At 61.8% G+C, this 23,889-nt stretch carries 17 protein-coding genes; 2 read left to right on the top strand and 15 right to left on the bottom strand.

The genetic code is table 11. The features are described from left to right. Positions 1-3: 3 nt before the first annotated feature. The 3 genes from glgB to AB8A23_RS26470 are packed head-to-tail and all read right to left on the bottom strand — an operon-like array spanning position 4 to position 7,404. Complete coding sequence (glgB, locus tag AB8A23_RS26480; RefSeq protein WP_439057624.1) at positions 4-2,145, bottom strand: 1,4-alpha-glucan branching protein GlgB; 2,142 nt, start codon at positions 2,143-2,145, stop codon at positions 4-6. Then, on the bottom strand, positions 2,142-5,441 hold the full coding sequence (gene treS, locus AB8A23_RS26475; RefSeq protein ID WP_089267454.1) for a maltose alpha-D-glucosyltransferase: 3,300 nt from the start codon (positions 5,439-5,441) through the stop codon (positions 2,142-2,144). The genes glgB and treS overlap by 4 nt, the downstream gene beginning before the upstream one ends. Before the next feature lie 10 nt (positions 5,442-5,451). After that, a complete protein-coding gene (locus AB8A23_RS26470) occupies positions 5,452-7,404 on the bottom strand; it encodes an alpha-1,4-glucan--maltose-1-phosphate maltosyltransferase (RefSeq protein ID WP_439057625.1) in 1,953 nt (650 codons plus the stop codon). 198 nt (positions 7,405-7,602) lie between these two features. On the opposite strand from AB8A23_RS26470, the gene malQ reads away from it, so the two are divergent. Then, on the top strand, positions 7,603-9,555 hold the full coding sequence (malQ, locus tag AB8A23_RS26465; RefSeq protein WP_439057626.1) for a 4-alpha-glucanotransferase: 1,953 nt from the start codon (positions 7,603-7,605) through the stop codon (positions 9,553-9,555). A 24-nt stretch (positions 9,556-9,579) separates the two neighbouring features. Further along, positions 9,580-11,379, top strand: coding sequence for a glycoside hydrolase family 15 protein (locus AB8A23_RS26460; RefSeq protein ID WP_439057627.1), 1,800 nt, complete (start codon positions 9,580-9,582; stop codon positions 11,377-11,379). A 40-nt stretch (positions 11,380-11,419) separates the two neighbouring features. Here the strand turns inward: AB8A23_RS26460 and AB8A23_RS26455 are convergent, their stop codons facing one another. From AB8A23_RS26455 to pqqD, 12 genes are all read right to left on the bottom strand, one after another. After that, positions 11,420-12,229 carry an HAD family hydrolase gene (locus AB8A23_RS26455; RefSeq protein ID WP_439057628.1) on the bottom strand — a complete coding sequence of 270 codons (810 nt, stop codon included), beginning with the start codon at positions 12,227-12,229 and terminating at the stop codon, positions 11,420-11,422. A gap of 11 nt (positions 12,230-12,240) precedes the next feature. Further along, positions 12,241-12,720 carry a gluconokinase gene (locus AB8A23_RS26450; protein ID WP_089267449.1) on the bottom strand — a complete coding sequence of 160 codons (480 nt, stop codon included), beginning with the start codon at positions 12,718-12,720 and terminating at the stop codon, positions 12,241-12,243. Positions 12,721-12,775: 55 nt separating this feature from the next. Beyond that, positions 12,776-13,516: a 6-phosphogluconolactonase gene (gene pgl, locus AB8A23_RS26445; RefSeq protein ID WP_439057629.1), complete on the bottom strand. Its 741-nt coding sequence runs from the start codon at positions 13,514-13,516 to the stop codon at positions 12,776-12,778. Between the two features lie 4 nt (positions 13,517-13,520). Beyond that, entirely contained in the window at positions 13,521-15,047 is a 1,527-nt protein-coding gene (gene zwf / locus AB8A23_RS26440; RefSeq protein ID WP_439057630.1) for a glucose-6-phosphate dehydrogenase, read from the bottom strand. A 5-nt stretch (positions 15,048-15,052) separates the two neighbouring features. Further along, positions 15,053-16,081 carry a phosphogluconate dehydrogenase (NAD(+)-dependent, decarboxylating) gene (gnd, locus tag AB8A23_RS26435; RefSeq protein WP_439057631.1) on the bottom strand — a complete coding sequence of 343 codons (1,029 nt, stop codon included), beginning with the start codon at positions 16,079-16,081 and terminating at the stop codon, positions 15,053-15,055. A gap of 64 nt (positions 16,082-16,145) precedes the next feature. Further along, positions 16,146-18,998, bottom strand: coding sequence for a bifunctional transaldolase/phosoglucose isomerase (locus AB8A23_RS26430; RefSeq protein WP_439057632.1), 2,853 nt, complete (start codon positions 18,996-18,998; stop codon positions 16,146-16,148). 334 nt (positions 18,999-19,332) lie between these two features. After that, positions 19,333-19,785 carry a DsrE family protein gene (locus tag AB8A23_RS26425; protein ID WP_439057633.1) on the bottom strand — a complete coding sequence of 151 codons (453 nt, stop codon included), beginning with the start codon at positions 19,783-19,785 and terminating at the stop codon, positions 19,333-19,335. A 29-nt stretch (positions 19,786-19,814) separates the two neighbouring features. Then, entirely contained in the window at positions 19,815-20,447 is a 633-nt protein-coding gene (locus AB8A23_RS26420) for a hypothetical protein (protein ID WP_439057634.1), read from the bottom strand. 254 nt (positions 20,448-20,701) lie between these two features. Next, complete coding sequence (locus AB8A23_RS26415) at positions 20,702-21,370, bottom strand: hypothetical protein (protein ID WP_439057635.1); 669 nt, start codon at positions 21,368-21,370, stop codon at positions 20,702-20,704. Positions 21,371-21,380: 10 nt separating this feature from the next. Further along, entirely contained in the window at positions 21,381-22,358 is a 978-nt protein-coding gene (gene pip / locus AB8A23_RS26410; protein ID WP_439057636.1) for a prolyl aminopeptidase, read from the bottom strand. Beyond that, positions 22,348-23,562 carry a pyrroloquinoline quinone biosynthesis protein PqqE gene (pqqE, locus tag AB8A23_RS26405; RefSeq protein WP_439057637.1) on the bottom strand — a complete coding sequence of 405 codons (1,215 nt, stop codon included), beginning with the start codon at positions 23,560-23,562 and terminating at the stop codon, positions 22,348-22,350. The genes pip and pqqE overlap by 11 nt, the downstream gene beginning before the upstream one ends. Further along, complete coding sequence (pqqD, locus tag AB8A23_RS26400; protein WP_439057638.1) at positions 23,559-23,879, bottom strand: pyrroloquinoline quinone biosynthesis peptide chaperone PqqD; 321 nt, start codon at positions 23,877-23,879, stop codon at positions 23,559-23,561. Before pqqD ends, pqqE begins: the two co-directional genes overlap by 4 nt. Positions 23,880-23,889: the final 10 nt, after the last annotated feature.

The following is a 23,889-nucleotide window of genomic DNA, read 5'->3' as shown; positions in this document are numbered from 1 at the left end:
GCTCTAGAATTCCGGTACGAGAAAGAGTGCGGCCAGCGGTGGAAGGGTCAGACTGAGTTCGGGGACAAGCCCTTTGGCAATGACTTCGCCCGAATTGCCGACATTGCTGCCGCCATAATGCGCGGCGTCGGAATTCAACACCTCGCGCCAGGCGCCGGTGAACGGCACGCGGACGCGGTAATCGTGATAGACGTTTGGCGAGAAGTTCACGACCACGAGGCACTGCGTGCGCGGGTTGGCGCCCTTGCGCAGCCAGGCGAAGACGTTGTTGCCGGCATCGTCGGTGATCATCCATTCGAAGCCGGCCGGATCGCAATCGAGTTCATGCAGTGCCGGCTGGTTGCGATACAGCTCGTTGAGATCGCGGATCAGCGAGTGGATGCCGGCATGCTTGTCCTGCTCGAGCAGGTGCCAGTCCAGCGATGTGTCATGATTCCATTCGCGCTCCTGGGCAAATTCACAGCCCATGAACATCAGCTTCTTGCCGGGATGTCCGAACATGAAAGCGTAATACGCGCGCAGATTGGCGAACCGCTGCCAGTCGTCGCCCGGCATGCGGCCCAGGATGGACCGCTTGCCGTGCACGACTTCGTCATGCGATAGCGGCAGCACGAAATTTTCCGAGAAGGCGTATTGCAGCCCGAACAGAATGTCGTTGTGCTGGTACTTGCGATAGATCGGATCCTTGCTGATGTAATTCAGCGTGTCATGCATCCAGCCCATGTTCCACTTGTAGCCGAATCCGAGCCCGCCGAATTCGACGGGGCGTGAGACCTGCGGCCAAGCAGTGGATTCCTCCGCCGCCGTGGTCGCATTCGGAAATTTGGCGAAGACCTCGGTGTTAAAGCGGCGCAGGAAGCTGACGGCCTCGATATTCTCGCGGCCACCATATTTGTTCGGTATCCAGGCGCCGGCTTCCCGGCTGTAATCGAGATACAGCATCGAGGCGACGGCATCGACGCGCAGCCCATCCACATTGTAACGCTCAAGCCAGAACAGCGCGTTGGATACGAGGAAGTTTACGACTTCGGTGCGGCCGTAATTGTAGATCAGCGTGCCCCAGTCCATGTGCCGGCCCTGCAGCGGGTTGGCATGTTCATAAAGGGCCGTGCCGTCGAAATTGCCGAGGCCATGCGGATCATCCGGGAAGTGCCCGGGCACCCAGTCGAGCAGCACGCCGAGCCCCTCGGCATGACAGGCGTCGATCAGCAGTGCGAATTCTGCCGGCGTACCGAAGCGGCTGGTCGGCGCATACATGCCGGTCGGCTGATAGCCCCAGGAGCCGTCAAACGGATGCTCGTTGACCGGCAGGAATTCCACATGGGTAAAACCAAGATCGCGGGCATAGCGCGGCAGCGTCTCCGCGAGGTCGCGATAGGTCAGCCACTCATTGTCGCCCTTGCGACGCCAGGAGCCCAGATGCACCTCGTAGATCGACATCGGCTTGTTCAGCGCATTGATGTGATCCGGGGCAGGGCGCGGATGCGGGATCCTGGTTTCGTCGAGCACGATGGACGCCGTGGAGGGCCGCAGTTCGGCGGCGAAGGCCATCGGGTCGGATTTTTGCGTCAACTGGCCATGCGGGCCAATGATGTCGAACTTGTAGTGATCGCCGGGCGTGGCTCCGGGAACGAACAGCTCCCAGTAGCCCGCACCGCGCACGCGCATGGGATGACGCCGCGCATCCCAGAAATTGAAATCACCGACAACGCTGACACGCTTCGCATTGGGCGCGAGCACCACAAATCCGACGCCGCTGACGCCTTCAAGCACCATTGGATGGGCGCCGAGCTTGTCATAGAGCCGCTGATGGGTACCTTCGCCGAGCAGATAGAGATCGAATTCGGTCAGGATCGGCGGAAAGCGATAAGGGTCGTCGAGATCGACGGATCTGTCGCCATAGCGCGCCCGCAGTTGATACTTGGTCGAGCCATTAGCCAGCGCGCCGACAAACAGGCCGGCGTCATGGACGCGTTCCAATGCGGTCGTCGCGCCGTGATCGTCGATGGCATCGACCTTCACGGCTTCGGGCAGGAAAGCACGCACGACCGTCTTGTCGGCTTCCTTGTGGGGGCCGAGATAGTGGAATGGATCGGAGTGGCGGCCTTCGACGATTGCGTAAGCCTCGGCGGGCAAATTGGTCATACGGCTTCCTCAGAATACTGGTTCAGAATGCGCAGAATGCCAGTCAGTGGCACCCGCAGCCAATCCGGCCGATGCGCGAGTTCGTATTCGATTTCATAAAGCGCCTTTTCCAGAAGGAAGAAGTTCAGCATTTCCTTGGTGGCCCCCGCGTCTGCCGGCCACAGCCGCGCATCGGTCATGGTCTCGCGATAGGCGTCAACGAAAGCCGTGGTGGCACGTTCCCGCCAAGCGTCCAGTGCGGCAGCCAGCTTGCCGGTGTCGTCCGAAGTTACCTTGAGCGCGCGTTCCAGCGCTGCCGTTGCCGAATAATCGATCGAGCGAATGAGCCCGGCGATGTCACGTGCAGCGGGCGCCTTGCGGCGGCGCTCATCGATCGATCTGCGCGGTTCACCCTCGAAGTCGATGATAAAGATATCATCCTTGACGATCAGCATCTGGCCGAGATGGAAATCTCCGTGATGGCGGATCTTCAGTCCATCGATATTCTCCGGCAGCAGCTCGGTCAGCCATCCCCGCAAGCCGTGGCGCAGTTCCAGCACCTGATCGATCAGTGCGCGATCCGAATCCTTTGCAGCATTGCGACGTTGGGCGAGCGCGCTAAATACCGGCTCCGCACGCGTGACGATTTCATTGATCCAGAGCCTGATATCGTCAGGCGACGTCGGCTCCGGCTTGAAATCCGGGATGTCGTCGCGGCTGGCCAGCGCCATCTGCATCTCGGCGACGCGGCGGCCGGTCTGCGACATATAGAGCAGATACGGCACCTGTTCTTCACTGTGCGGGGCGTGGTCATCCACCGCCAGCAGACGCTGCTCATCGGCGAAACGGTCGAGATAGGCCGATGTCACGGTCCAGGCATCGCCCTGATTCTGCACGAAGGCATGCACGATGGCGACGGCGGTGCGCTGATCACCCTCGACCAGTTCGACGCTGCCAAGCAGAGCCGGCGTATTGGTGAAACCGGCGATATCCGTCAGGAAACGGCTAACCTCGATCTCCGGATTGATGCCGGCCTGCAGCTTGCGATAGATCTTCACGACATAGTCGTTGTCGACCAATGCAGTGCTGTTGGACTGTTCGGTTTCGACCGCACGGATGTTCTCCAGCGGCGCAGCCGGCTTTTCGGCAAGCTTGGTCGTCGGCCGGAATTCCAGACGGTTGCCCTCTTCTTCGACGGTCAGTGAAATGCGCAAATTGTGCAGCAGCAGCGCAATGAAGATGTGGTCGGTGGCAACGTCGAGTAGGGTACCTTCGCGCGCGCCCTGACGGACAGCGGCAAAGGCTTTCGGATTGTAGCGTTCGCGGTCGAAGCGGGTCCACTCGATCTGCATGGGCAGCAGATAGCGCGTCGCCACATTGCGCTGCGTGGTTTCGAAGAACACCAGCCATGGACGGTTGTCGCCGATCTCGCAGAACGGGATCGCGCCGGTCAGCACGGGCTGGATCGCCTTTGGCTGTCGCTCCGGATACCAGCGGCTGCGCGCCAGGAAGGAAGGCAGCACGTCGCGCTCGAACACACCGCGCGTACGGGCGAGAGTCATCCAGGTCGAGCCAAGCGGCACCACCAGCGTTTCGAATTCCGGCACCACCGGCGGCTGCGAATGTTCAGAGACATCGCGGAGCTGTAGCTGGAACCAGTAGAAGCCGTAAGGTGCCAGGGTGATCATGTAAGGCAGATCGCCGATCGGCGGAAATTTGGTGCGGCCGAGCATTTCCAGCGGCACGCGTTCCTTCCACGGCGACAGATCGAGTTCGGTGGCCTGCGCGGCGCGCGACAGGTTGGCGACGCAGAGGATCGCTTCGTCGCCGAGCTGGCGCACATAAGCGAGAACGGAGCGGTTGTCGGGGCGGATGAAGGTCATGGTGCCGCGGCCGAAAGCCAGCGTCGATTTCCTGACAGCAATGAGCCGTTTGGTCGCCGACAGCAGCGACGACAGGCTGCGCGATTGCGCCTCCACGTTCACGGACTCGTAGCCATAGATCGGATCCATGATCGGCGGTGCATAGAGCCGCGCAGGATCGGCGCGCGAGAAGCCGCCATTGCGGTCCGGTGCCCACTGCATCGGTGTGCGCACGCCGTTGCGGTCGCCGAGATAGATATTGTCGCCCATGCCGATCTCGTCGCCGTAATAGATGATCGGCGTGCCGGGGAAAGACAGCAACAACGAGTCCAGCAACTCGATCTTGCGGCGATCGTTGTCCATCAGGGGCGCCAGGCGGCGGCGAATGCCAACATTGATGCGCGCGCGCGGATCGTTCGCATAGGTCGACCACAGATAGTCGCGTTCGACGTCCGTGACCATTTCCAGCGTGAGCTCGTCGTGATTGCGCAGGAACATCGCCCACTGGCAGTCGCCGGGAATATCCGGCGTCTGCCGCATGATATCGGTGATCGGGAATCGGTCTTCCTGCGCCAGCGCCATATAGATGCGTGGCATCAGCGGGAAGTGATACGCCATGTGGCATTCGTCGCTGTTGCCGAAATATTCCTGCACGTCCTCCGGCCATTGATTGGCCTCGGCGAGCAGCAGCTTGCCCGGCGCATAGGCATCGAGTTCGGCCCGCAAATGCTTGATGACTTTGTGGGTCTCCGGCAGGTTCTCGTTATTGGTGCCGTCGCGCTCGACAAGATAGGGGATCGCGTCCAGACGGAAGCCATCGACGCCGGCATCCAGCCAGCGTTTCATCACCTGCACCACGGCAGAGACGACGCGCGGATTGTCGAAATTCAAATCCGGCTGATGTGAGAAGAAGCGGTGCCAGTAATAGGCCTTGGCCTCCGGGTCCCAGGTCCAGTTCGACTTTTCGGTATCGGTGAAGATGATCCGAGTGCTCTGATATTTCTGGTCGGTGTCGCTCCAGACATACCAGTTGCGCGCACTGGAGCCGGCCGGGCTGCGGCGGGCGCGCTTGAACCAGTCATGCTGGTCCGACGTGTGATTGATGACGAGTTCGGTAATCACGCGCAGGCCACGGCGCTTGGCTTCGTGGATGAAGCGCTTGAAATCCTTCATCGTGCCGAAGTCGGGATGGATCGAACCATAGTCGGCGATGTCGTAGCCGTCGTCGCGGCCTGGCGACGGATAGAACGGCATCAGCCAGATGGTGGTGACGCCGAGATCCTGCAGGTAATCCAGCTTCTCGGTCAGGCCGATAAAGTCGCCGATGCCGTCATGGTTGCTGTCGGCGAAGGTCTTCACATGCAGCTGATAGATGATGGCGTCCTTGTACCAGAGCTTGTCGATCTCCTCGGCGCGCTGTTTCGCTTTAACGTCGATATCGGTCATTACGTTCATGTCAACGCTTTCAGGCGAGGCAACGGAAGAAGATGGCGGGATCGCGCTGGGGATCGAGACGCAAGCGGATGCCGCCCCATTCGACGCCATGGCGCTCGCCGGTAATGATGTTCTCGACGGCGGCAACATTGCGCCGCTCGCCATCGACCATCACCTGCGTGTCGATCGGCAGCCAGAATTCATACGGATCGCGCGACAGGGCGATGGCGCCGGCGACGGTATTGGTGCCGTCCACCGACTCCTTGACGAAGCCGATGATGTTGTCGTTCTCCACCGGCATGAAGCGCAGGTTCGATGTCTGCTGCAACGCCGTGTTGGCACGGCGCGCGTGGTTGAGGGCGGTGATGTAGGGCTTGATATTCCCCGGCGCATTCCAGTCGCGGGTCCTGATCTCGTATTTCTCCGAGTTCAGATATTCCTCCTTGCCCGGAATGGCCTCGTGTTCGAGCAATTCGAAGCCGTTATAGATGCCATAGGTCGACGACAGCGCGGCCGCCAGTGCCACGCGAGCCTTGAACATCCAGGCTTCGCCGGATTGCAGGTGATAAGGCAGGATGTCCGGCGTGTTGACGAAGAAGTTCGGGCGATAGAATTCGCGCTCCGGATAGCCGCATAGTTCGTTGAGATATTGCTCGATCTCCCACTTTGCAGTGCGCCAGGTGAAATAGGTATAGCTCTGCGAGAAGCCGAGCTTGGCGAGGCCCTTCATCAGCTTCGGGCGCGTGAAGGCTTCCGCCAGAAACAGCGCGTCCGGATGCCTGATCTGCACCTCATGAATCGCCCATTCCCAGAACCGCAGCGGCTTGGTGTGCGGATTGTCGATGCGGAAGATCTTCACGCCCTGATCGCACCAGAACAGCAGCATGTCGCGCAGCGCATTCCACAGCGATCCCGCGTCCTCGCAGTCGAAGTCGGGATTGTGGATGTCTTCGTATTTTTTCGGCGGATTCTCCGCATATTTCATCGAACCGTCCGGCCGGCGCTTGAACCAGTCCGGATGCTCCTTGACCCACGGATGGTCCGGCGAGCACTGCACGGCCACGTCGATCGCCACTTCCAGACCGTGCTCCTTGCACGCAGCGATCAGCGCATGGAAATCCTCCATGGTGCCGAGCTGCGGATGCAATGCATCATGGCCGCCCTCGGCGCCGCCGATGGCATAGGGGCTGCCGACATCGCCGGGCTCGGAGGTCAGTGAATTGTTCTTGCCCTTGCGGTTGGTCTTGCCGATCGGGTGGATCGGCGTGAAATACAGCACGTCGAAGCCCATGGCCTGCACGTCGGGCAGGCGGGCAATACAGTCGCGGAACGTGCCATGCTGGCCGGGCACCGTGCTCTGGCTGCGCGGCACCATCTCGTACCACGCGCCGTTGCGGGCACGTTCACGGTCGATCATCAGCGGCAACAAAGGCGAGCGCGTCAGGTCCGGGCGTAACTGGGCCTCGCCCATGGCGGTGCGCAGCTCAGGTGACAGCAGCGGCTCATTGTCGCCGGTCTGCAGAAAATTCTCGCATTGCTTGACGATGAGCGCCGAAGCCTCGGGGCCGCCATTTTGCGCCTTGGTCATCAGGCCGGCGCCTTCCAGCGCATCGAGTGTGACATCCTGTCCGGCCTTCAGCTTCAGCTCGAAGCCGTGGCGCCAGGTGGCGAATTCATCGGTCCAGGCCTCGATCGCATACACATAGCGTCCGATGCCATCGGGGATGAATGAGCCGCCCCAGCGGTCGTTGACCTCCAGCGTCATGGGGACCCGATTCCACTCGCGGTCCTGCTCGCGGCGCCAGACGATGGCTGCGGCAATGATCTCGTGACCATCGCGGTACAGGTCGGCATAGACAGCGACAGGTTCGCCCACGATGCGTTTGACCGGGAAGCGGCCAGCGTCGATGATCGGATAGATGTTTTCGATATGGAAAGCCCCGCCGATACCGGCGGTGTCCACGATTTGCGATGTTCTGTTCACGGTGATGCCATCATGAGGTGTCGTCCCTGTTCGAATTTTCAAAAAGAGACGGTGCGATCATATACAAAGCCCCGTGACAGGGGTTTGGTTCCCCATGGAACTCAGCTTAGATCGACGCGTTGAAATCGGCTATCCTCTTCCGCAAATTCAGAAATTTCCCAGCAACTTTCGATTGTTGCTCTGCAAACAGCGTGCCGAATGGACCTTTTCACCAAAGCTGCCGAACTCGGAATCCAGACCGGTTTTCACGACGGTCAGGGCCAGTGGCACACCACGGGCGAAGCCGCCCTGAAGCTCATTCTGGACGCCATGCCGGTGCGCACGCCGCATCGCTTCGTGGCGAGTCCGGTCGTGGTCCGGGCCGGCGAGGGTGCCCGCACGGTCCTCAATGAGGCTGCCACGTTTCCCCTGACCTGGAAAATTCTCGACGGGGTTAAGGTTATCGCCGAGGGAACGACGGAGGGGCGCGAGATCACCTGGCCGCGCGACCTGCCGGTCGGCGTGCACCGGCTCAGGCTGGTCGACGCCAAGAAATTCCCCGACGAGGCGCCGTTCATCGTCGCGCCGTCCAGGGCATTTCCCGGCACTTTCGAGCGCTCCTGGATTCTCGCCGTGCAGCTCTATGGTGTGCGCTCCGAGCGCAACTGGGGCATCGGCGACTTCACCGATCTGCAGGACCTGATCAGACTGGCGGCCTCGATCGGCGCCGGCGGTGTCGGTCTCAACCCGCTGCATGCGCTGTTCGACGACAGGCCGGCCGAATGCAGCCCGTATTCGCCGAACAGCCGGCTGTTTCTCAATCCGCTCTATATCGACGTCGAGGCACTGCCCGAATACGCGGCCAATGACAGCGGCGACATGCTGGCGAATATGCGCGCCAGCAAGTTCGTCGATTACCCTGACATTGCTGCGGCAAAGTCGAAGGGCATGCGCGCGGCCTTCGAGGCTTTCTATGCCGATCCGACAGCCGAGCGTCAGAAGGCCTTTGCCGCATTCCGCGCCGAACGTGCGCCGTTGCTGACACGCTTTGCCTGTTTCGAAGTGCTGCGCCATCAGCAGCAGACCGCGTGGTGGGACTGGCCGTCGGAATGGCTGCTGCCCGATGACGTGACCTGCGAGGCCTTCCGCGCCGGGCCGGACGGCAAGGAAGTCGCTTATATCGAATACGTGCAGTGGAATGCCGATCTGCAGCTCAAGGCCTGTTTTGATCTCTCCATCAAGCTCGGTATGCCCGTCGGCCTCTATCTCGACGTCGCGGTCGGCGTGCAGTCCGGCGGCTTCGATGCCTGGAACGAGCAGATCGCGATCTCGCGTCATCTCTCTGTCGGCGCGCCGCCCGATGCGCTGCAGCCCGCCGGACAGAACTGGGGTCTTGCCGGCTTCAATGCCGCGGGGCTGGAAGTGCAGGGCTTCGCGCCGTTCAAGGACATGCTGCGTGCCTCGATGCGCTATGCCGGCGCCGTCAGGCTCGATCATGTGCTGGGCCTCAATCGCCTTTACGTCGTGCCGCATGGCTATGACGCCGACAACGGCGCCTATGTGAAGATGCCGCTGGAAGCGCTGCTGGCCGTGACGGCGCAGGAAAGCGTCGCCAATCGCTGCGTGGTGATCGGTGAGGATCTCGGTACCGTGCCGGACGGCTTCCGCGATCATCTCGCATCCTGGGGCATCTGGTCATATCTGGTGATGATGTTCGAGCGCGATGAACGCTATGCGTTCCGCGGTATCGACTATTACGCATCGAATGCGCTGGTGACCTTCAATACCCATGATCTGCCGACCTATGCCGGCTGGCGCAGCCTGCACGATCTGCAGCTGAAGCGCTCGCTGGGCATCGATCCCGGCGAGAGCGACGATGCCCGCCGTTACGCGCTGCAGATGCTCAGCGAGGCGCTGCGAGCCCAGGGCATCAATACCGAAGACTTCTACGCCGTCGCTCACTTTCTCGCGCGCACGCGGACCCGTTTGCTGGCCGTGGCGTTGGAAGACCTGTTGGGTGTGATCGATCAGCCGAATATTCCCGGCACCATCAATGAACATCCGAACTGGCGGCAGCGGCTGCCGGCCACGGTGGAGACGATGGCCACGTCGATCGATCGTGACGCGCTGCACATTGCAACCGCGGACAGGAGTTTGTCCGCATTGACCTAAATTTTGTCAGGTGGCGGAAAGACTTTGTACAGCAATATCGAAGATTACGCGCTGATCGGCGATTGTGAGACCGCCGCTCTCGTCAACCGCAACGGATCGATCGACTGGCTGTGCTGGCCGGCCTTCGATTCTGACGCATGCTTTACCGCGCTGCTCGGCACCAAGGATCATGGCCGCTGGCAAATCACGCCCGATGCTCCGATCACGGCATGCAAACGGCGCTATCGCGGCGACTCCCTCATTCTGGAAACCACGCTGGAGACGGACGACGGCGCCATCACGCTGATCGACTTCATGCCGCCGCGCGGCGCCGCCTCTGATGTGGTGCGCATCGTCCGCGGCGATCGCGGCACGGTGACGGTCCGGATGGAGCTGATCATCCGCTTCGGGTTCGGTGCGGCCATCCCCTGGGTGAAGCGCGACAAGGACGGCGGAGTGCTGGCGATTTGCGGGCCCGACATGACCGTGCTGCACACGCCCATCGAGACCCATGGCGAGAACCTCACGACCGTCGCGAAATTCGACGTCAAGCAGGGTGACAATATCCCGTTCGTGCTGACCTATGGGCCTTCGCATCTGAAGGTGCCGGCGCCGATCAATGTCGACGAGGCGCTGAAGGACACCGAGGAATTCTGGAAGGAATGGAGCAGCCGCTGCACCTATAAAGGCGAGCACCGCGATCTCGTGATGCGCTCGCTGATCACGCTGAAGGCGCTGATCTATGCGCCATCCGGCGGTATCGTCGCGGCGCCGACCACGTCGCTGCCCGAAAAGCTCGGCGGCTCCAGAAATTGGGACTATCGCTTCTGCTGGCTGCGCGATGCGACATTCACGCTGCTGGTGCTGATGAACAGCGGCTACACGGATGAAGCGCGCGCCTGGTATCGCTGGCTGCTGCGCGCTGTCGCCGGCGCACCGGCCGAGATGCAGATCATGTATGGCATCATGGGGCAGCGCCGCCTGCTCGAATGGGAGGCCGACTGGCTGCCCGGCTATGGCGGCGCGCTGCCCGTGCGCGTCGGCAATGCTGCGCATGCGCAGCTGCAGCTCGACGTCTATGGCGAGTTGATTGATGCCTTCCACCAGACCCGCGTTGCCAAACTCGATCTCGAGGATGGCACCTGGGCGGTGGAATGCGAGATCCTCGAACATCTCGCTTCTGTCTGGAATAAGCCCGATCACGGCATCTGGGAGCGCCGCGGCCCCGGCAAGCACTATGTGCTGTCGAAAGTCGGCTGCTGGGTTGCGTTCGACCGCGCCATCAAGAGCGCCGAGAGCTTCAATCTCAAAGGCCCCGTCGACACGTGGAAGGCGCTGCGCAAGGAGATTCATCGCGACGTTTGCGAGAAAGGGTTCGATCCCCGCGAAAACACCTTCGTGGAATCCTATGGCTCGGACGTGCTCGACGGCGCCATCCTGCTGCTGCCGGCCCTGGGTTTTCTTCCGGCCGACGATCCTCGCGTGAAGGGCACGATCGCAGCGGTCGAGAAATATCTGATACGCGACGGCTTCGTGCTGCGCCACGATCCCCGCGAGGTCACTGGCGAGGTGCAGCCCGCCGAGGGCGCGTTTCTCGCCTGCAGCCTGTGGCTGGCCGAGGCCTATATCAAGATGGGCGAGATCGCCAAGGCGGAGGAACTGTTCAATCGCGTCGTTGCGATCGCCAATGATGTCGGCCTGCTGGCGGAAGAATATGACAGCGGCGTCAAACGCCAGACCGGCAACTTCCCGCAGGCGCTGACCCATATTGCGCTGATCGCCGTGGCGCATAATCTGGCGAGCGCCAAGCGTCCGCAGGAGAAGAAGGTGGAGCGGGCGAAGTAGCTCTTCTCTCAACCCTCCCCGCAAGGGGGAGGGGGCTACGTCACATGGCATTCCTTTTCAAAATCATCTCCACCGCGCCCGCAAAGCCTTCCTCCTCATTCGACGTCGTCACATCCGTCGCCTGCGACTTCACATCGTCGCTCGCATTGCCCATGGCGATCGACATGCCTGACACCTTGAACATCGGCAGGTCGTTGCGCATGTCGCCGATGGTGGCGATGGCCTCAAGGGAGATGCCGAGGCGCTGCGCCATAGCCTGCACAAAGGTGCCTTTGTTCTGGTTGGGCGGAGTGATGTCGAGATAGTAATTCTGCGAGCGCACGGCGACAGCTGTATCGCCCAGCGCCTTCTGCATCGCGCCCTCACAGCGCTCCAGCAATGGAAAATCCTGGCTCGCACCGACGATCTTGCAGGCCTTGGCGAGATAGGGCGAGAAGTCATCCACCATCACGGCGTCATGTTGAATGGTGTCGCGCTCATGCGGCACATATTTGCCGTCGTCGCGCTTGATCACCCATTCGTCATTGGTGAAAATCCAGATATCGACGCCGTGGTCTTCCAGCACTTCAATGGCGCGCTTGGTCGCAGCTTCCGGGATCAGGTGCTGCACGATCGGCTTGAGGTCGCCGTCCACCATGGAGCTGCCATTGAACGGGCCGATCGGCAGCGTGATCCCCAGTGGCTTGACCAGGAAGCGCATGCCGACGGGCGGGCGGCTCGACGTGATCGTGAAGCCGATGCCGGCGTCTTCCAATTTCTTCACGGCCGCCTTGGCCGTGTCGGTGAGGCGTTTGTCGTGGGTGACGAGCGTACCGTCGACATCGGACACCACGAGAGCGATTTTGGTCATGGTCTGATCCTTCAGGCCGGCAGTTGTTTGATGATGGCGGAGACGATGCCGTCGACATCGTCGTCGATGGATACTGTCATTGGGCGTTCGTCTGGGCCGGGGATTTCGAGCGTCTTGAACTGACTGTCGAGCAGCGTCGGCGGCATGAAATGATTCTTCCGCGCCGCCATGCGCTTGGCGATTAGCTCCTTGGAGCCGTCGAGATAGACGATGCGAATGTCGTCGCGGCCGTGCAATAGCAGATCGCGATAGGCGCGCTTGAGCGCAGAACAGGCGACGACAAGCTTTTGGCCATCGGCGGTGACGCGGTCGATCTCGTCGGCAATGGCCTGCAGCCAGGGCCAGCGATCGTCGTCAGTGAGTGGCTGGCCCGCGCGCTGCTTCTCGATATTTGCCTTCGGGTGAAAATCGTCGCCATCGGCGAAGCGCCAGCCGAGGCGTTCAGCAAGCGTCTTCGCGATCGTGCTCTTGCCTGAGCTGGAGACGCCCATCACCACCAGAGCCTTGGGTGCCAGGATCTTGGGTGCCAGAGTCTTGGGCACGGTGTCAGCCACGCGCGTCGTCCGGGAGGGCGGCCTTGTCGCACAGCCACACGGTTTCGCCGTCCGACCGCGTGCGATTGGCTGGCAGATCCTCGCCCTTCAGCACGCGCGTCAGGATTGCGCGCTTATCCTCGCCGCTCATCAGGAAAAGCATCTCTCGGCATGAGGCCAGGGCCGGCAGCGTCAGGCTGACGCGCGGCACGAACGGCTTTACATGGGCTTCGGGCACGCCGACTACCCAGCGGTCCTTGATCTCGATGGCGGGATATCCGGGAAACAGCGACGCCACATGGCCATCGGGGCCGACGCCGAGCAATACGAGATCGAACAGCGGTTTGGCTTTATCGAGCTTGTCGGTGCCGTAGAAGGACTGCAGTTCGCGCGCATAGAGCGCCGCCGCGTCATCCGGATTCGCCGCATCGGTCTTGATCGGGTGCACATTCGCAAGTGGCGCGCATGCATCCAGAAACGCAGTTCGCGCCATGGTCATGTTGTTGAGCGGATCGCCTGACGGCACGAAACGATCATCGCCGACGAACCAGTGTACGCGATCCCAGGGGATTTCGCTGCGATAGGGTTCGGTGGCGAGCAGTTCATAGAGGCGCTTCGGGCTCGATCCGCCGGTCATGCAGATGGCGATGCGGCCGGGATTGGCTTCGATGCGCTCGATCAGCCGGTCGGCTGCGGCCTCGGCGAGAGCCACCGCATCCTCGACCACGACGATATGGCGATTGGGCGCTGTCATGGCGTCAGCTCAGTACGCGCCAGCTACGACCATCGCGCTTGAGCAGGTCGTCGGCTTCCTCGGGACCTTCGCTGCCGGCGTTGTAGGTCTTTAGCCCGTCCTTGCCGGCCTTCTTCCAGGCATCGAGGAATGGCTGCACGGCACGCCAGCCGGCTTCCACGCTGTCGGCGCGCTGGAACAGGATGTTGTCGCCGATCATGCAGTCATAGATCAGCGTCTCATAGCCCGTCGCCGGTGCAGCCTGGAAGTAGTCCTTATAGCGGAACTTCATCTCGACGCCGTCGATCTCCACAGCCGGACCGGGCACCTTGGTATTGAACTTCAGCGAGATGCCTTCGTTCGGCTCCACCGCGATAACGAGAAAGTTCTCCGCGAGGCTTTCCACGGACATGTCGCGGAACATGGCGAAGGGCGCCTGCTTGAACTTGATCGCCACTTCGGTGCGTTTGATACCAAGTGCCTTGCCGGTGCGCAGATAAAAGGGAACGCCGGCCCAGCGCCAGTTGTCGATCGACAGCTTCATCGCTGCATAGGTCTCGGTGGTACTGCCTTCCTTGACGTCCTTGGTCTTCAGATAATCACCAATGTCGGTATCGCCGACATGGCCGGCGACATATTGCGCGCGAACCGAATTCTGTAGTGCTTCGGCTTCGGTCTGCGTGGTGACGGCGGCGAGCACTTCAGCTTTCTCGGAGCGCACCGCATTGGCCTCGAAACGCGCGGGCGGCTCCATCGCGACTAGCGATAGCAATTGAAACAGATGGTTCGGCACCATGTCGCGCAGCGCGCCGGTCGCATCGTAGAACGAGCCGCGATGGCCGACGCCGAGTTTCTCGTCCACGGTGATCTGCACGTGATCGATATGGTTGCGATTCCAGATCGGCTCGAACATGCCATTGGCAAAGCGCAGTACCAGGATGTTCTGCACCGTCTCCTTGCCGAGATAGTGATCGATCCGGTAGATCTGTTGCTCGTTCATCAGGCCGAGCAGTTCATTATTCAGCTTCTTCGCGGATTCAAGGTCGGTGCCGAACGGCTTCTCGACCACGAGGCGGCGCCACGAGCCATTTTCCTTCAGCATGCCGGTGCGGCCGAGCTGACGCGCGATCGGCGCGAAGGCCGAAGGCGGCGTTGCCAGATAGAACAGGCGATTGCCCCCGGTGCCCCGTGCTTCCTCGAGTTTGTCGAGCTGGTCGCGCATGCGATCGAAGGATTCCGGCTCCCCCGGATCGGCTTCGATACAGGTGACGCAATTGAGCAGCTTCTGCGCGATGGCGTCGTCGACCGGGCGCGTCGCATATTGCTTCAGGCCCTTCATCAGGTCGTCGCGGAGTTCCGCGCCGGTCATGTCCTTGCGGGCGATGCCGACGACGCAGAATTTCTCCGGCAGAAGATCGGCCGCCTGCAGGTTATACAGCGCCGCGATGACCAGCCGGTGTGCGAGATCGCCGGTGACGCCGAAGATCACGAATGCGCAAGGGTCTGGCTTCTTCTTGGATTTGGCAGGGCCTGGAGCTTGTATCTCGGTCATGCGGGCTACGCCTTTGGTTTGATGATATCAGGCGCGTCCTGCCGTTTTGGATCCGGATGCTGATCGGGCTCTTTGTGGCCGCCGAAACCGGCGCGCATCGCGGATAGAATCTTCTCTGCAAATGTGTGCTCCTTGCGGGAGCGAAACCGCGCAAACAGCGCAGCAGTCAGAACCTCTGCGGGCACCGCTTCGTCGATGGCGGCATTCACCGTCCAGCGGCCTTCGCCGGAATCCTCGACAAAGCCCGAATAGGTATCGAGCGTCTCGTTCTTGGCGAGTGCCATGGAGGTGAGGTCGAGCAGCCATGACGGGATCACGCTGCCGCGGCGCCAGACTTCGGCGATATCAGGCAAATTGAGATCGAAGCGATGCGCTTCCGGCAGCGCCTCGATATTGGCGTTCTTCATGATGTCGAAGCCTTCGGCATAGGCCTGCATCAATCCGTATTCGATGCCGTTATGGACCATCTTGACGAAATGCCCGGCACCGACCGGGCCCGCATGGATGTAGCCGTTCTCGACGCGCGGATCTGAGTTGTCGCGGCCCGGCGTGCGCGGGATGTCGCCGATCCCCGGCGCCAGTGTCTTGAAGATCGGATCGAGCCGGTCGACCACAGTCTTGTCGCCGCCGATCATCATGCAATAGCCGCGCTCAAAGCCCCAGACGCCGCCAGATGTGCCGACGTCGATATAGAACAGGCCCTTTTCCTTCAGCGCCTGGCCGCGGCGAACGTCGTCCTGCCAGAACGTGTTGCCGCCATCGATGATGGTGTCGCCGGGCTCCAGCAGCCTTGTCAGCGCATCGATGGTGGTTTCGGTGATCTTGCCGGCTGGCAACATGACCCAGACGGCGCGCGGCTTGTCGAGCTTCTTGACGAAATCTTCGAGCGACGATCCGCCGATGGCACCTTCGGAGGCAAGGCCGCTGACGGCCTTGGCGTCCTTGTCATAGACGACGGCGGTGTGACCGTTCTTCATCAGGCGGCGGACAATATTTCCGCCCATTCGGCCGAGACCGATCATGCCGAGCTGCATTGTGTGATGTCCTTTATTGATTGCGCATGACCCGAAGCAATGTCCGGGCCATGCGGATCGTCGTTTAGTTCAATGCGGCAGTCATCGCCTTGTCGAGAACAGCAAGTCCGGCCTTGAGATCACCCTTGAGATGGACGCGCAGCGCGCGGCGGTTGCGATCCGTCAGTACGCCGAAGTCACCACGCGCCTGTGCCGCCTTGATGACACCGAACGAGGCGCGGTAATCGGGGATGGCGAGATCCTTGGCATCGTCAGCGGTGATCTGCAGGAAGACACCGGTATCCGGCCCGCCTTTATAGGCCTGGCCCGTCGAATGCAGAAAGCGCGGTCCGAATTCGGCGCAGGTTGCCACCTTCTTCTTGTCGCGCACCGCCATCCGCATGTGCTGCAGTGTGTCGATATGCGCGCTATCGCGTTCGACATAGGCCAGCAGGGCCACGTAATCGCCGGGCGTGACGCGTCGGAAATGCGCTTTCAGCCATGAGGTCAGATCGCCATTGGCGCCGGCCTTCTTCAGCAGTTCGGCATTGCTATCGTCCGTATAGAGATCGGCCTCCTTGGAGGACACCACCGGCGTTTCCGGCGGCAGCGAACCGGTCTTCTCAAACGCTTCCGTCAGCTCGCGCGTTTTGATCTTGGCGGCTTCCACGTCCGGCTGGTTGAAGGGGTTGATGCCCAGAATCGATCCCGCGACGGCGGTCGCGATTTCAAAGCGGAAGAATTCCTGGCCGAGATGATCGATGGACGGCATCACGATGCGCGCAACGGGATGACCGGCCTTTTCAAGCGCGTCGAGCTTGTCGTCATGTGTCTTGTCGTCTTCGCCCGATGTGCGCAGATCGATAAAGAAACGATCGGTGCCATAGACCGAGGGTTCGCCCAGCGTTTCGCCGTCGATCGGGATCAGGCCCTTGCCATCCTTGCCGGTGGATTCGGCGATAAGCTGTTCGGCCCATGCGCCGAAATCGGCGATTTTCTTCGAGGACAAGATCGTGACCTTGTCGCGGCCGTCGAGCCCGGCATTGCCCATCGCGAGGCCGAGCTGGACGCCGGGATTTTCAGCGGGCGGCACGTCCGGTCCGCAGGAGCGCACCATCGACAGCGTGAGATCGAGCAGTTTGGTGAGATCGACACCCGCCGCAGCCGCCGGCACGAGGCCGAACGGCGACAGCACCGAATAGCGCCCGCCGATGGTGGGATCGCCATGGAAGATGCGCGCAAACTTTTGGGTCTTCGCGACCTTCTCCAAAGACGAGCCGGGATCGGTCACGGCGACGAAATGGCCGCCGGCCTTGTCGGCGCCGATCGCCTTGGTCACCTCGTCGAAGAAGTAGTTCTTCATCACATTCGGCTCGGTGGTGCCGCCGGATTTGCTGGAAACGATGAAGAGTGTCTTGGCGATAGTCACCGCCGCGCCCATGGCGCGCACCTGTGCGGGATCGGTGGAATCCAGCACATGTAGTTTCGGGAAGCCCGACACCTTGGCAAAGGTCTGCGCCAGCACTTCCGGCCCGAGGCTCGATCCGCCCATGCCGAGCACCACCGCATCGGTGAATCCCTGCGCCTTCACCCATTTGGCGAAGTCGTTGTAGTCGGCGAGCTTGGCCTTCTCGTCGAAGGCGCTGTTCAGCCAGCCCAGCCACTTGTCTTCATCCGATCCGGTCCAGACCGATTTGTCCTTGTGCCAGAGCCGGCGGATCTTCGCGGACGCACGCCACTCTTCGGTCGAGGTCGCGACCTTCTTCGTGATGCCGTCGCCCAGCGCCAGCTTCTGCGATCCGATCCCGTTACCCAGCGATGTTGCGCGCTTGTGCGCCACCGCGCCATAGAGCTTGTCGGCCGCATCGGCGAACAGCTTGACGCCGTCCTCGACGAGATGCGTCGTAATCGCATCGAGCGAAATGCCGGTCTTGGCGAGATCGGCGAGCACCTTCTTCGCATCGTCGACATTCTCTTCGAGGCTGTCGCGCACCTCGCCGTGGTCGCGGAACGCGTCCAGCGTGGCGGGCGGCACAGTGTTGACGGTGTTCTTCCCGATCAGCTCTTCCACATAGAGCGTGTCGCGATAGTCCTTGCTCTTCACGCCGGTGGAGGCCCAGAGCAGGCGCTGCGGTTTTGCGCCTTTGGCCTTGAGCTTCTCCCAGCGCGGGCCGGCGAACAGTTTCAGATATTCCTGATAGGCGAGCTTCGCATTGGCGATGGCGACCTTGCCCTTGAGGTCCTTGAGCCGCGCCTTCTCGGAGGGATCATTGGCCTTGGCGATCTTGTCGTCGAGCTGCTTGTCGACCTGCGCATCGATGCGGCTGACGAAGAAGGACGCAACGCTCGCCACATGCGAGGGATCGCCTCCGCCGGCCACATACTTTTCGAGACCGTTGAGATAGGCCTCGGCGACCTCCACATAGGTCTTCTGCGCGAACAGCAGCGTCACATTGATGCTGATGCCTTCGCCGATCAGTTGCTGGATCGCGGGCAGCCCCTCCGGCGTTGCCGGCACCTTCACCATCAGGTTTGGGCGCTTGACGCTCGCCCACAGGCGCTCCGCCTCAGTGACCGTGCCCTTGGTGTCATTGGCGAGATAAGGCGAGACTTCCAGGCTGACGAAACCATCATCGCCCTTCATCTTGTCATAGACCGGCTTCAGCACATCGGCGGCGTGCTGGATGTCCTCGACGGCAATGTGCTCGAACAGGTCGGCAGGCGACTTGTCGCCGGACTTCAACGCCTCGGCAATCGGGGCATCATATTCGTCCGAACTTCCGATCGCCTTCTCGAAGATCGCCGGATTCGACGTCACGCCTTTCACGGCGTCGGTGTCGATCAGCTTCTTGAGGTCGCCCTTGGCGACGAAGCCGCGGGCGAGGAAGTCCAGCCAAACGGCCTGACCATGGGATTCGAGTGCTTTGACGGGATTCATGATGCCTTGTTCTGCTTACAATTATCAAAAGGCCGATCGCCGCGCGAAACGTTCCGCGGCCCGGTTCCAATGATCGCCCCAAACCCATACGCATGGCAAGCCGAACGGTTCCATTCAGGGCGCGGGAGCCGGATCGCAATTCCGTGTTCGCCAGATTGGCCCGGCGGCATGACAATTGTGCAAATTTTGTGCGTCGGTTTTGTGGGTTGGGGAGCGCCTCCAGCCCCTCACGTCATTGCGAGGAGCGAAGCGACGCGGCAATCCAGAGGATCAAAAGCGAAGAAAGACTGGATTGCTTCGTCGCAAGGGCTCCTCGCAATGACGGCGAAGGGGGTCAGGGGCGAATATACAGATAGCCCTGCGCCTGCAGCTCCGCGATCCGGACCACGCCGCCGCGGTCGGCGATGGTGAAGCCCGGCAGCAGGCCGTCCAGCGTCACATCCTGCGCCTTCATGGTGTTGCTGCAGGCGGCCAGTTGCAGGCCTGCCTTGGTGAATTTGCCGACCCGCGCGGTAATGTCGGGATTGGCGGAAGCCCGGGCAAATGACTTCAGTGCTGGGCCGAGCACGACCAGCGCGATGGTAACGTTGTCGGGGCCGCCGACACCGTCGACATGATTCTGGATATTGCCGAGTGCGAAATTCACCCGGTCGGCATCGGCGAGATGATAGACGACCTTGAGCCTAGCGGGCGGCTTCTCATCGGCCGTCACGGCATTCGCTCGCGATGCCAATAGTCCCGCGCCGACCGACGACAGGGCGGTCCACAATAGGCTGCGTCGATTCATGGTTGGCTCCGATTTGGCGTCAATCACGCTCACTTGCTGCGCATCGCCGCGAGTTCCTTGCGGTCCGTTATCAACGACTCACACTCCTTCAGGTTTGTGCGATCGAGCCGGAAAATCTTGTCGTCCTCGCCGCCGGTGAGCGCGTCGGTGCCGGGTTCTTCATCGGGTTTGCTGTTCTGCCAGATGCGGACGCGCTCGACACGGACCAGCGTTGCGTCGATGTCTTTGGCCAGGCCGATCGCAATGCCGCCGCCGTCGCAATCGACGCTGCATGCGAACTTCACCTGCTGGCCCTTGTCGGTATCCTGGATCTGGCCGCAGGAGCCGCTGGAATCCCAGTCGCCTTTGCGATGGCGATATTTGAATCCGAGCCGGAACGAGTAGGGCGTGTAGCTTTCCTCGGGCGGATGCCCGGCGACGACCAGCAGCTTCATGGTGCTGATCTTCTGCTTGGGATGCCGTGCCAGATGCTCGGCGTCATAGCGCCGAACGAAGCAGGCATAGGTCAGCTTCGGACCCAGCGGGCCGGCAAACATGCGCTCGTTGAATTCGGCTGCCTTCACCGCATCGATCTTGGCCGGCTCGTCCTCGGCGCGCGCCAGCGGGCCGCCGATGATCAGTGCGGAGGTGAGAACCAGAAGGGACAGCGCACGGATGGTCATCGACGTCTCGCAAGGTGAGGCGGCCCGTTGCGGGCCAGTTCACCTTGGTCGCGTCAGAGGTAGGATGCGTTCAATCGATGCTGGGCGCGGTCGATGCACTCCCTCGCCCCGCACTTGCGGGGAGAGGGTGGGGTGAGGGGCTTTTGCTGAGCTTCACCTCTAACTCCCCCTCACCCGGAGCTGTCGCTGCGCGCCGACTCCGACCTCTCCCCGCAAGCGGGGAGAGGTTAGGTAGCGTCGCGTCGACCGTGAATTCAAAGATCGCTCTTCGCCAGATCCCACATCAGTCGGTAGGTCCCCTCGGAAATCAGCTCTGCCTTTGCCGCTGCAATGGCCGCAGTGAAGCGGCCTTTTATGGTCGAAGCGACGGCTTCGACATCCGTCCCGTCGATCATCACATACCAGTCGCGCGCCGCAGGATTGGGCGCGGCAGGATCGTCGGTCAGCGGCTTCGAGAGGCGGGGATCGCTCTCCATCAGATGCATCGAAATGATGCCGTTGATATCGCCGGGATCGAGCTGCGCTTCGATGGCGCTGCGCAGTTTGTCAGCGCCTTGGGCGGGTGGCCGGATGCGCACCAGCCCGAGCGCCGCGCCGCGGCCCTGACCGCGGCTCACAGTGATCCGAGCCACCGAGCGCAGCATGTTCTGGAAGCGGCCGATATTGGCCAGCGACCACTTGGTCTGGTTGGCCAGCGCCGTGCGATAGGCATCACTGTCCAGCACGTCGAATGTCGCAGTTGAATAGAGCCCGAGATATTTCGGCCTGGCATTCACGGCCACGTAACGCCGGGCCTCGACGAAGCCCTCGATGGCGACGCGCTCGGCGAGATGCTCGCGGTCGTACCACGCGTTGAATTCCTGCTCATGGCTGGCGTCGATATCCATCGACGTCATCAGCATTCCCGTGCATTTGATCGGCATTCCAGAAGTCCTATTTCAATTTCGACGCGACATCGGCGATGGCCTTCATGACCGCATCGCGCATGCCGGAGTCATACAGGCTGTGGCCGGCGCCTTCAACGATGCGCACCTCCGCATCCGTCCAGCGCCTGGCCAGAGCGTGCGATGTCGCGGGCGGGCAGAGGAAGTCGTAACGGCCCTGAATGATGACGCCGGGAATGCCGCTGAGCCTGCCGGCATCCTCCATCAGTTGATGCGGCCGCATAAAGCAGTCGTGCTTGAAGTAATGCGCTTCCATCGCGGGTGTCGCCGGCATCGGGCGCGTGGTGTTGCCGAGTTCGGCACGGTCGAGCCGCGTGCGCTTCGGCGCGATTTCCGACAGGATGGCTTCGGTGCCGCCCCAGGCGCGGATCGCGGGGACATGCACGGCCGGATCGGCATCGAGAATGCGGCGATAGAAGTTCGGCAGCGGATCGGCGCGCTCGGCTTCGGCAAGGGCGCTCAGAAAATCTCCATGCAGGCCCGGATAATGCCGCGGCAGCATGACGTTGAAGACATCGTGCAATTCTTCCCGCGTGCCGAGAAACGTCGCGCGCAGCACGATGCCGGTCACGCGATCCGGATGTGCCTGCGCATAGGCCAGCGCCAGCGTCGCGCCCCAGGAGCCGCCGACCACGAGCCATTTGTCGAAGCCGAATGTCTGTCGGATCGTTTCCATATCGGCGATCAGATGCGGCAGCGTATTCGCCTCGCGCTTGCCTTTCGGCTTGCTGCGGCCGGCGCCGCGCTGATCAAACAACACGGTGTGAAAGCGCTGCGGATCGAACAGCCGGCGGTGATCGGGCTGGCAGCCGGAGCCGGGGCCGCCATGCAGATAGACTGCGGGAATGCCGTTGCTGCGGCCGACGCTCTCCACATGGATTGCGTGGCCGTCGCCGACATCCAGATGTTCCGAGGTCAGCGGCGCAAACAGGTCCGCATTCACCGGGGCGGGGACATCAGCGGCCATGGACGTCGTCCGCGTCCGGCTCCAGCGTGCCGCCTTTGAAGTTGCGATAGATGAAGCGGTCGCGGCCCTCGGTGGATTCCGTCTCGGCCAGTTTGAAGATTTCGGCGTGAACAGGCGACAGCGTGCAGGCGGGGTCGGTATTGCCGGCGTCGCCGGTCAGCGCGAAGGCCTGGCAGCGGCAGCCGCCGAAATCCACTTCCTTGAACGCGCAGCTCTGGCATGGCTCGGGCATCCAGCCGGTGCCGCGATAGCGGTTGAAGGCTTCGGAATTCTGCCAGATCCAGGCGATCGAATGATTGGAGCGCACGGATTCGAATTCCATCCCGGTGATGGTCTCGGCGGCATGGCAGGGCAGGATCTTGCCTGATGGAGAGATGTTGAAGAACTGCCGGCCCCAGCCGCCCATGCATTTTTTCGGTCGCAGCGCGTAATAGTCCGGGACGACATAGTCGATATCGAGAATGCCCTTCAGGCGCACTTGCGCATCCTCGACGATGCGGCTGGTCTCGTCGATCTGATCGATGGTCGGCATCAGGGCGGCGCGGTTCTTCAGCGCCCAGCCGTAATACTGCACATTCGCGACCTCCAGCCGGTCGGCGTCGAGATCGACCGCCATCTGGATGATGTCGGCGAGCTGATGCAGGTTCTGCCGGTGCATCACCGCATTCACCGTCAGCGGCAGGTCGAGCTCGCGCGTCCATCTGGCGACTTCGAGCTTCTTCGCGTGGCCATTGCGATAGCCGCCGACGCGGTCGGCCACCACGGGCTCATTGCCCTGGAAGCTGATCTGCACATGGCACAGCCCGGCATCCGCCAGCGCTGCGAGCTTGTCGCGCGTCAGCAGCACCGCCGAGGTGATGAGATTGGAATACAGGCCCACATCCGTCGCATGCTGCACCAGCTCGACGATGTCCTTGCGCGCGGTTGGTTCGCCGCCGGAGAAGTGGATCTGCAGCACGCCGATTTCGGCGAGCTCGGAGAGTACCTTCTTCCATTCGTCGGTGGTCAGCTCGGTGCTGCCGCGGTCGAGCTCCACGGGATTGGAGCAATATGGACATTGCAGCGGGCAGCGATGGGTGAGTTCGGCCAGCACGGCAAGGGGAATGCCGAAGGTCTCAGCGGTGGAGCGCGTGCGCTCCATGATCGCGAGACTGTCGTCGGGATCGGTGAAGACGGGACTGGCGTCGGTGAGGGTGGGGCTCATGATGTCTTCTCCCGCGCTTGCGTGAGAAAGCCCTTGTCGGCGAGGTCCTGCAGCATGGCCACGACATCGGTGCCGATATCGTCGCGCGGCGCGGCGTATTTGGCCACCAGCAGGTCGATGATATCGGCGACGTTACGTTCGCCATCGCAAAGCTGGAGGATTTCGACGGCGATATCGTCGGGCGCCAGCACGCGCTCCGGCGCCAGGATCACCCAGCGCTGGCGCGTCTCGTCGAACTTCAGCCTGGCGTGGCGCGGCAAGACCGGCTTGCTGGCCTCGCTGACACTGATCCGACGATTGCTGCGCAACTCCGTCATCGTTGCCTTC

Origin of the sequence: Tardiphaga sp. 619_E2_N8_4 (assembly GCF_051810905.1) — a bacterium.
GTDB classification, from domain to species: Bacteria; Pseudomonadota; Alphaproteobacteria; order Rhizobiales; family Xanthobacteraceae; genus Tardiphaga; species Tardiphaga robiniae.
Note: the sequence above shows the minus strand (reverse complement) of the source record. Positions and strands in the feature narration are given on the sequence as shown.

Excerpts from the sequence above, each read along its gene's own strand:
- pip (WP_439057636.1), bottom strand. The coding sequence starts at position 22,358 with ATGGCCGCTGATGTCCCCGCCCCGGTGAATGCGGACCTGTTTGCGCCG.
- pqqD (WP_439057638.1), bottom strand. The coding sequence starts at position 23,879 with ATGACGGAGTTGCGCAGCAATCGTCGGATCAGTGTCAGCGAGGCCAGC.
- AB8A23_RS26415 (WP_439057635.1), bottom strand. The coding sequence starts at position 21,370 with ATGCCGATCAAATGCACGGGAATGCTGATGACGTCGATGGATATCGAC.
- malQ (WP_439057626.1), top strand. The coding sequence starts at position 7,603 with ATGGACCTTTTCACCAAAGCTGCCGAACTCGGAATCCAGACCGGTTTT.
- AB8A23_RS26430 (WP_439057632.1), bottom strand. The coding sequence starts at position 18,998 with ATGAATCCCGTCAAAGCACTCGAATCCCATGGTCAGGCCGTTTGGCTG.
- AB8A23_RS26455 (WP_439057628.1), bottom strand. The coding sequence starts at position 12,229 with ATGACCAAAATCGCTCTCGTGGTGTCCGATGTCGACGGTACGCTCGTC.
- treS (WP_089267454.1), bottom strand. The coding sequence starts at position 5,441 with ATGAACGTAATGACCGATATCGACGTTAAAGCGAAACAGCGCGCCGAG.
- AB8A23_RS26425 (WP_439057633.1), bottom strand. The coding sequence starts at position 19,785 with ATGAATCGACGCAGCCTATTGTGGACCGCCCTGTCGTCGGTCGGCGCG.
- AB8A23_RS26420 (WP_439057634.1), bottom strand. The coding sequence starts at position 20,447 with ATGACCATCCGTGCGCTGTCCCTTCTGGTTCTCACCTCCGCACTGATC.
- gnd (WP_439057631.1), bottom strand. The coding sequence starts at position 16,081 with ATGCAGCTCGGCATGATCGGTCTCGGCCGAATGGGCGGAAATATTGTC.
- pqqE (WP_439057637.1), bottom strand. The coding sequence starts at position 23,562 with ATGAGCCCCACCCTCACCGACGCCAGTCCCGTCTTCACCGATCCCGAC.
- zwf (WP_439057630.1), bottom strand. The coding sequence starts at position 15,047 with ATGACCGAGATACAAGCTCCAGGCCCTGCCAAATCCAAGAAGAAGCCA.
- AB8A23_RS26450 (WP_089267449.1), bottom strand. The coding sequence starts at position 12,720 with ATGGGCGTCTCCAGCTCAGGCAAGAGCACGATCGCGAAGACGCTTGCT.
- glgB (WP_439057624.1), bottom strand. The coding sequence starts at position 2,145 with ATGACCAATTTGCCCGCCGAGGCTTACGCAATCGTCGAAGGCCGCCAC.
- pgl (WP_439057629.1), bottom strand. The coding sequence starts at position 13,516 with ATGACAGCGCCCAATCGCCATATCGTCGTGGTCGAGGATGCGGTGGCT.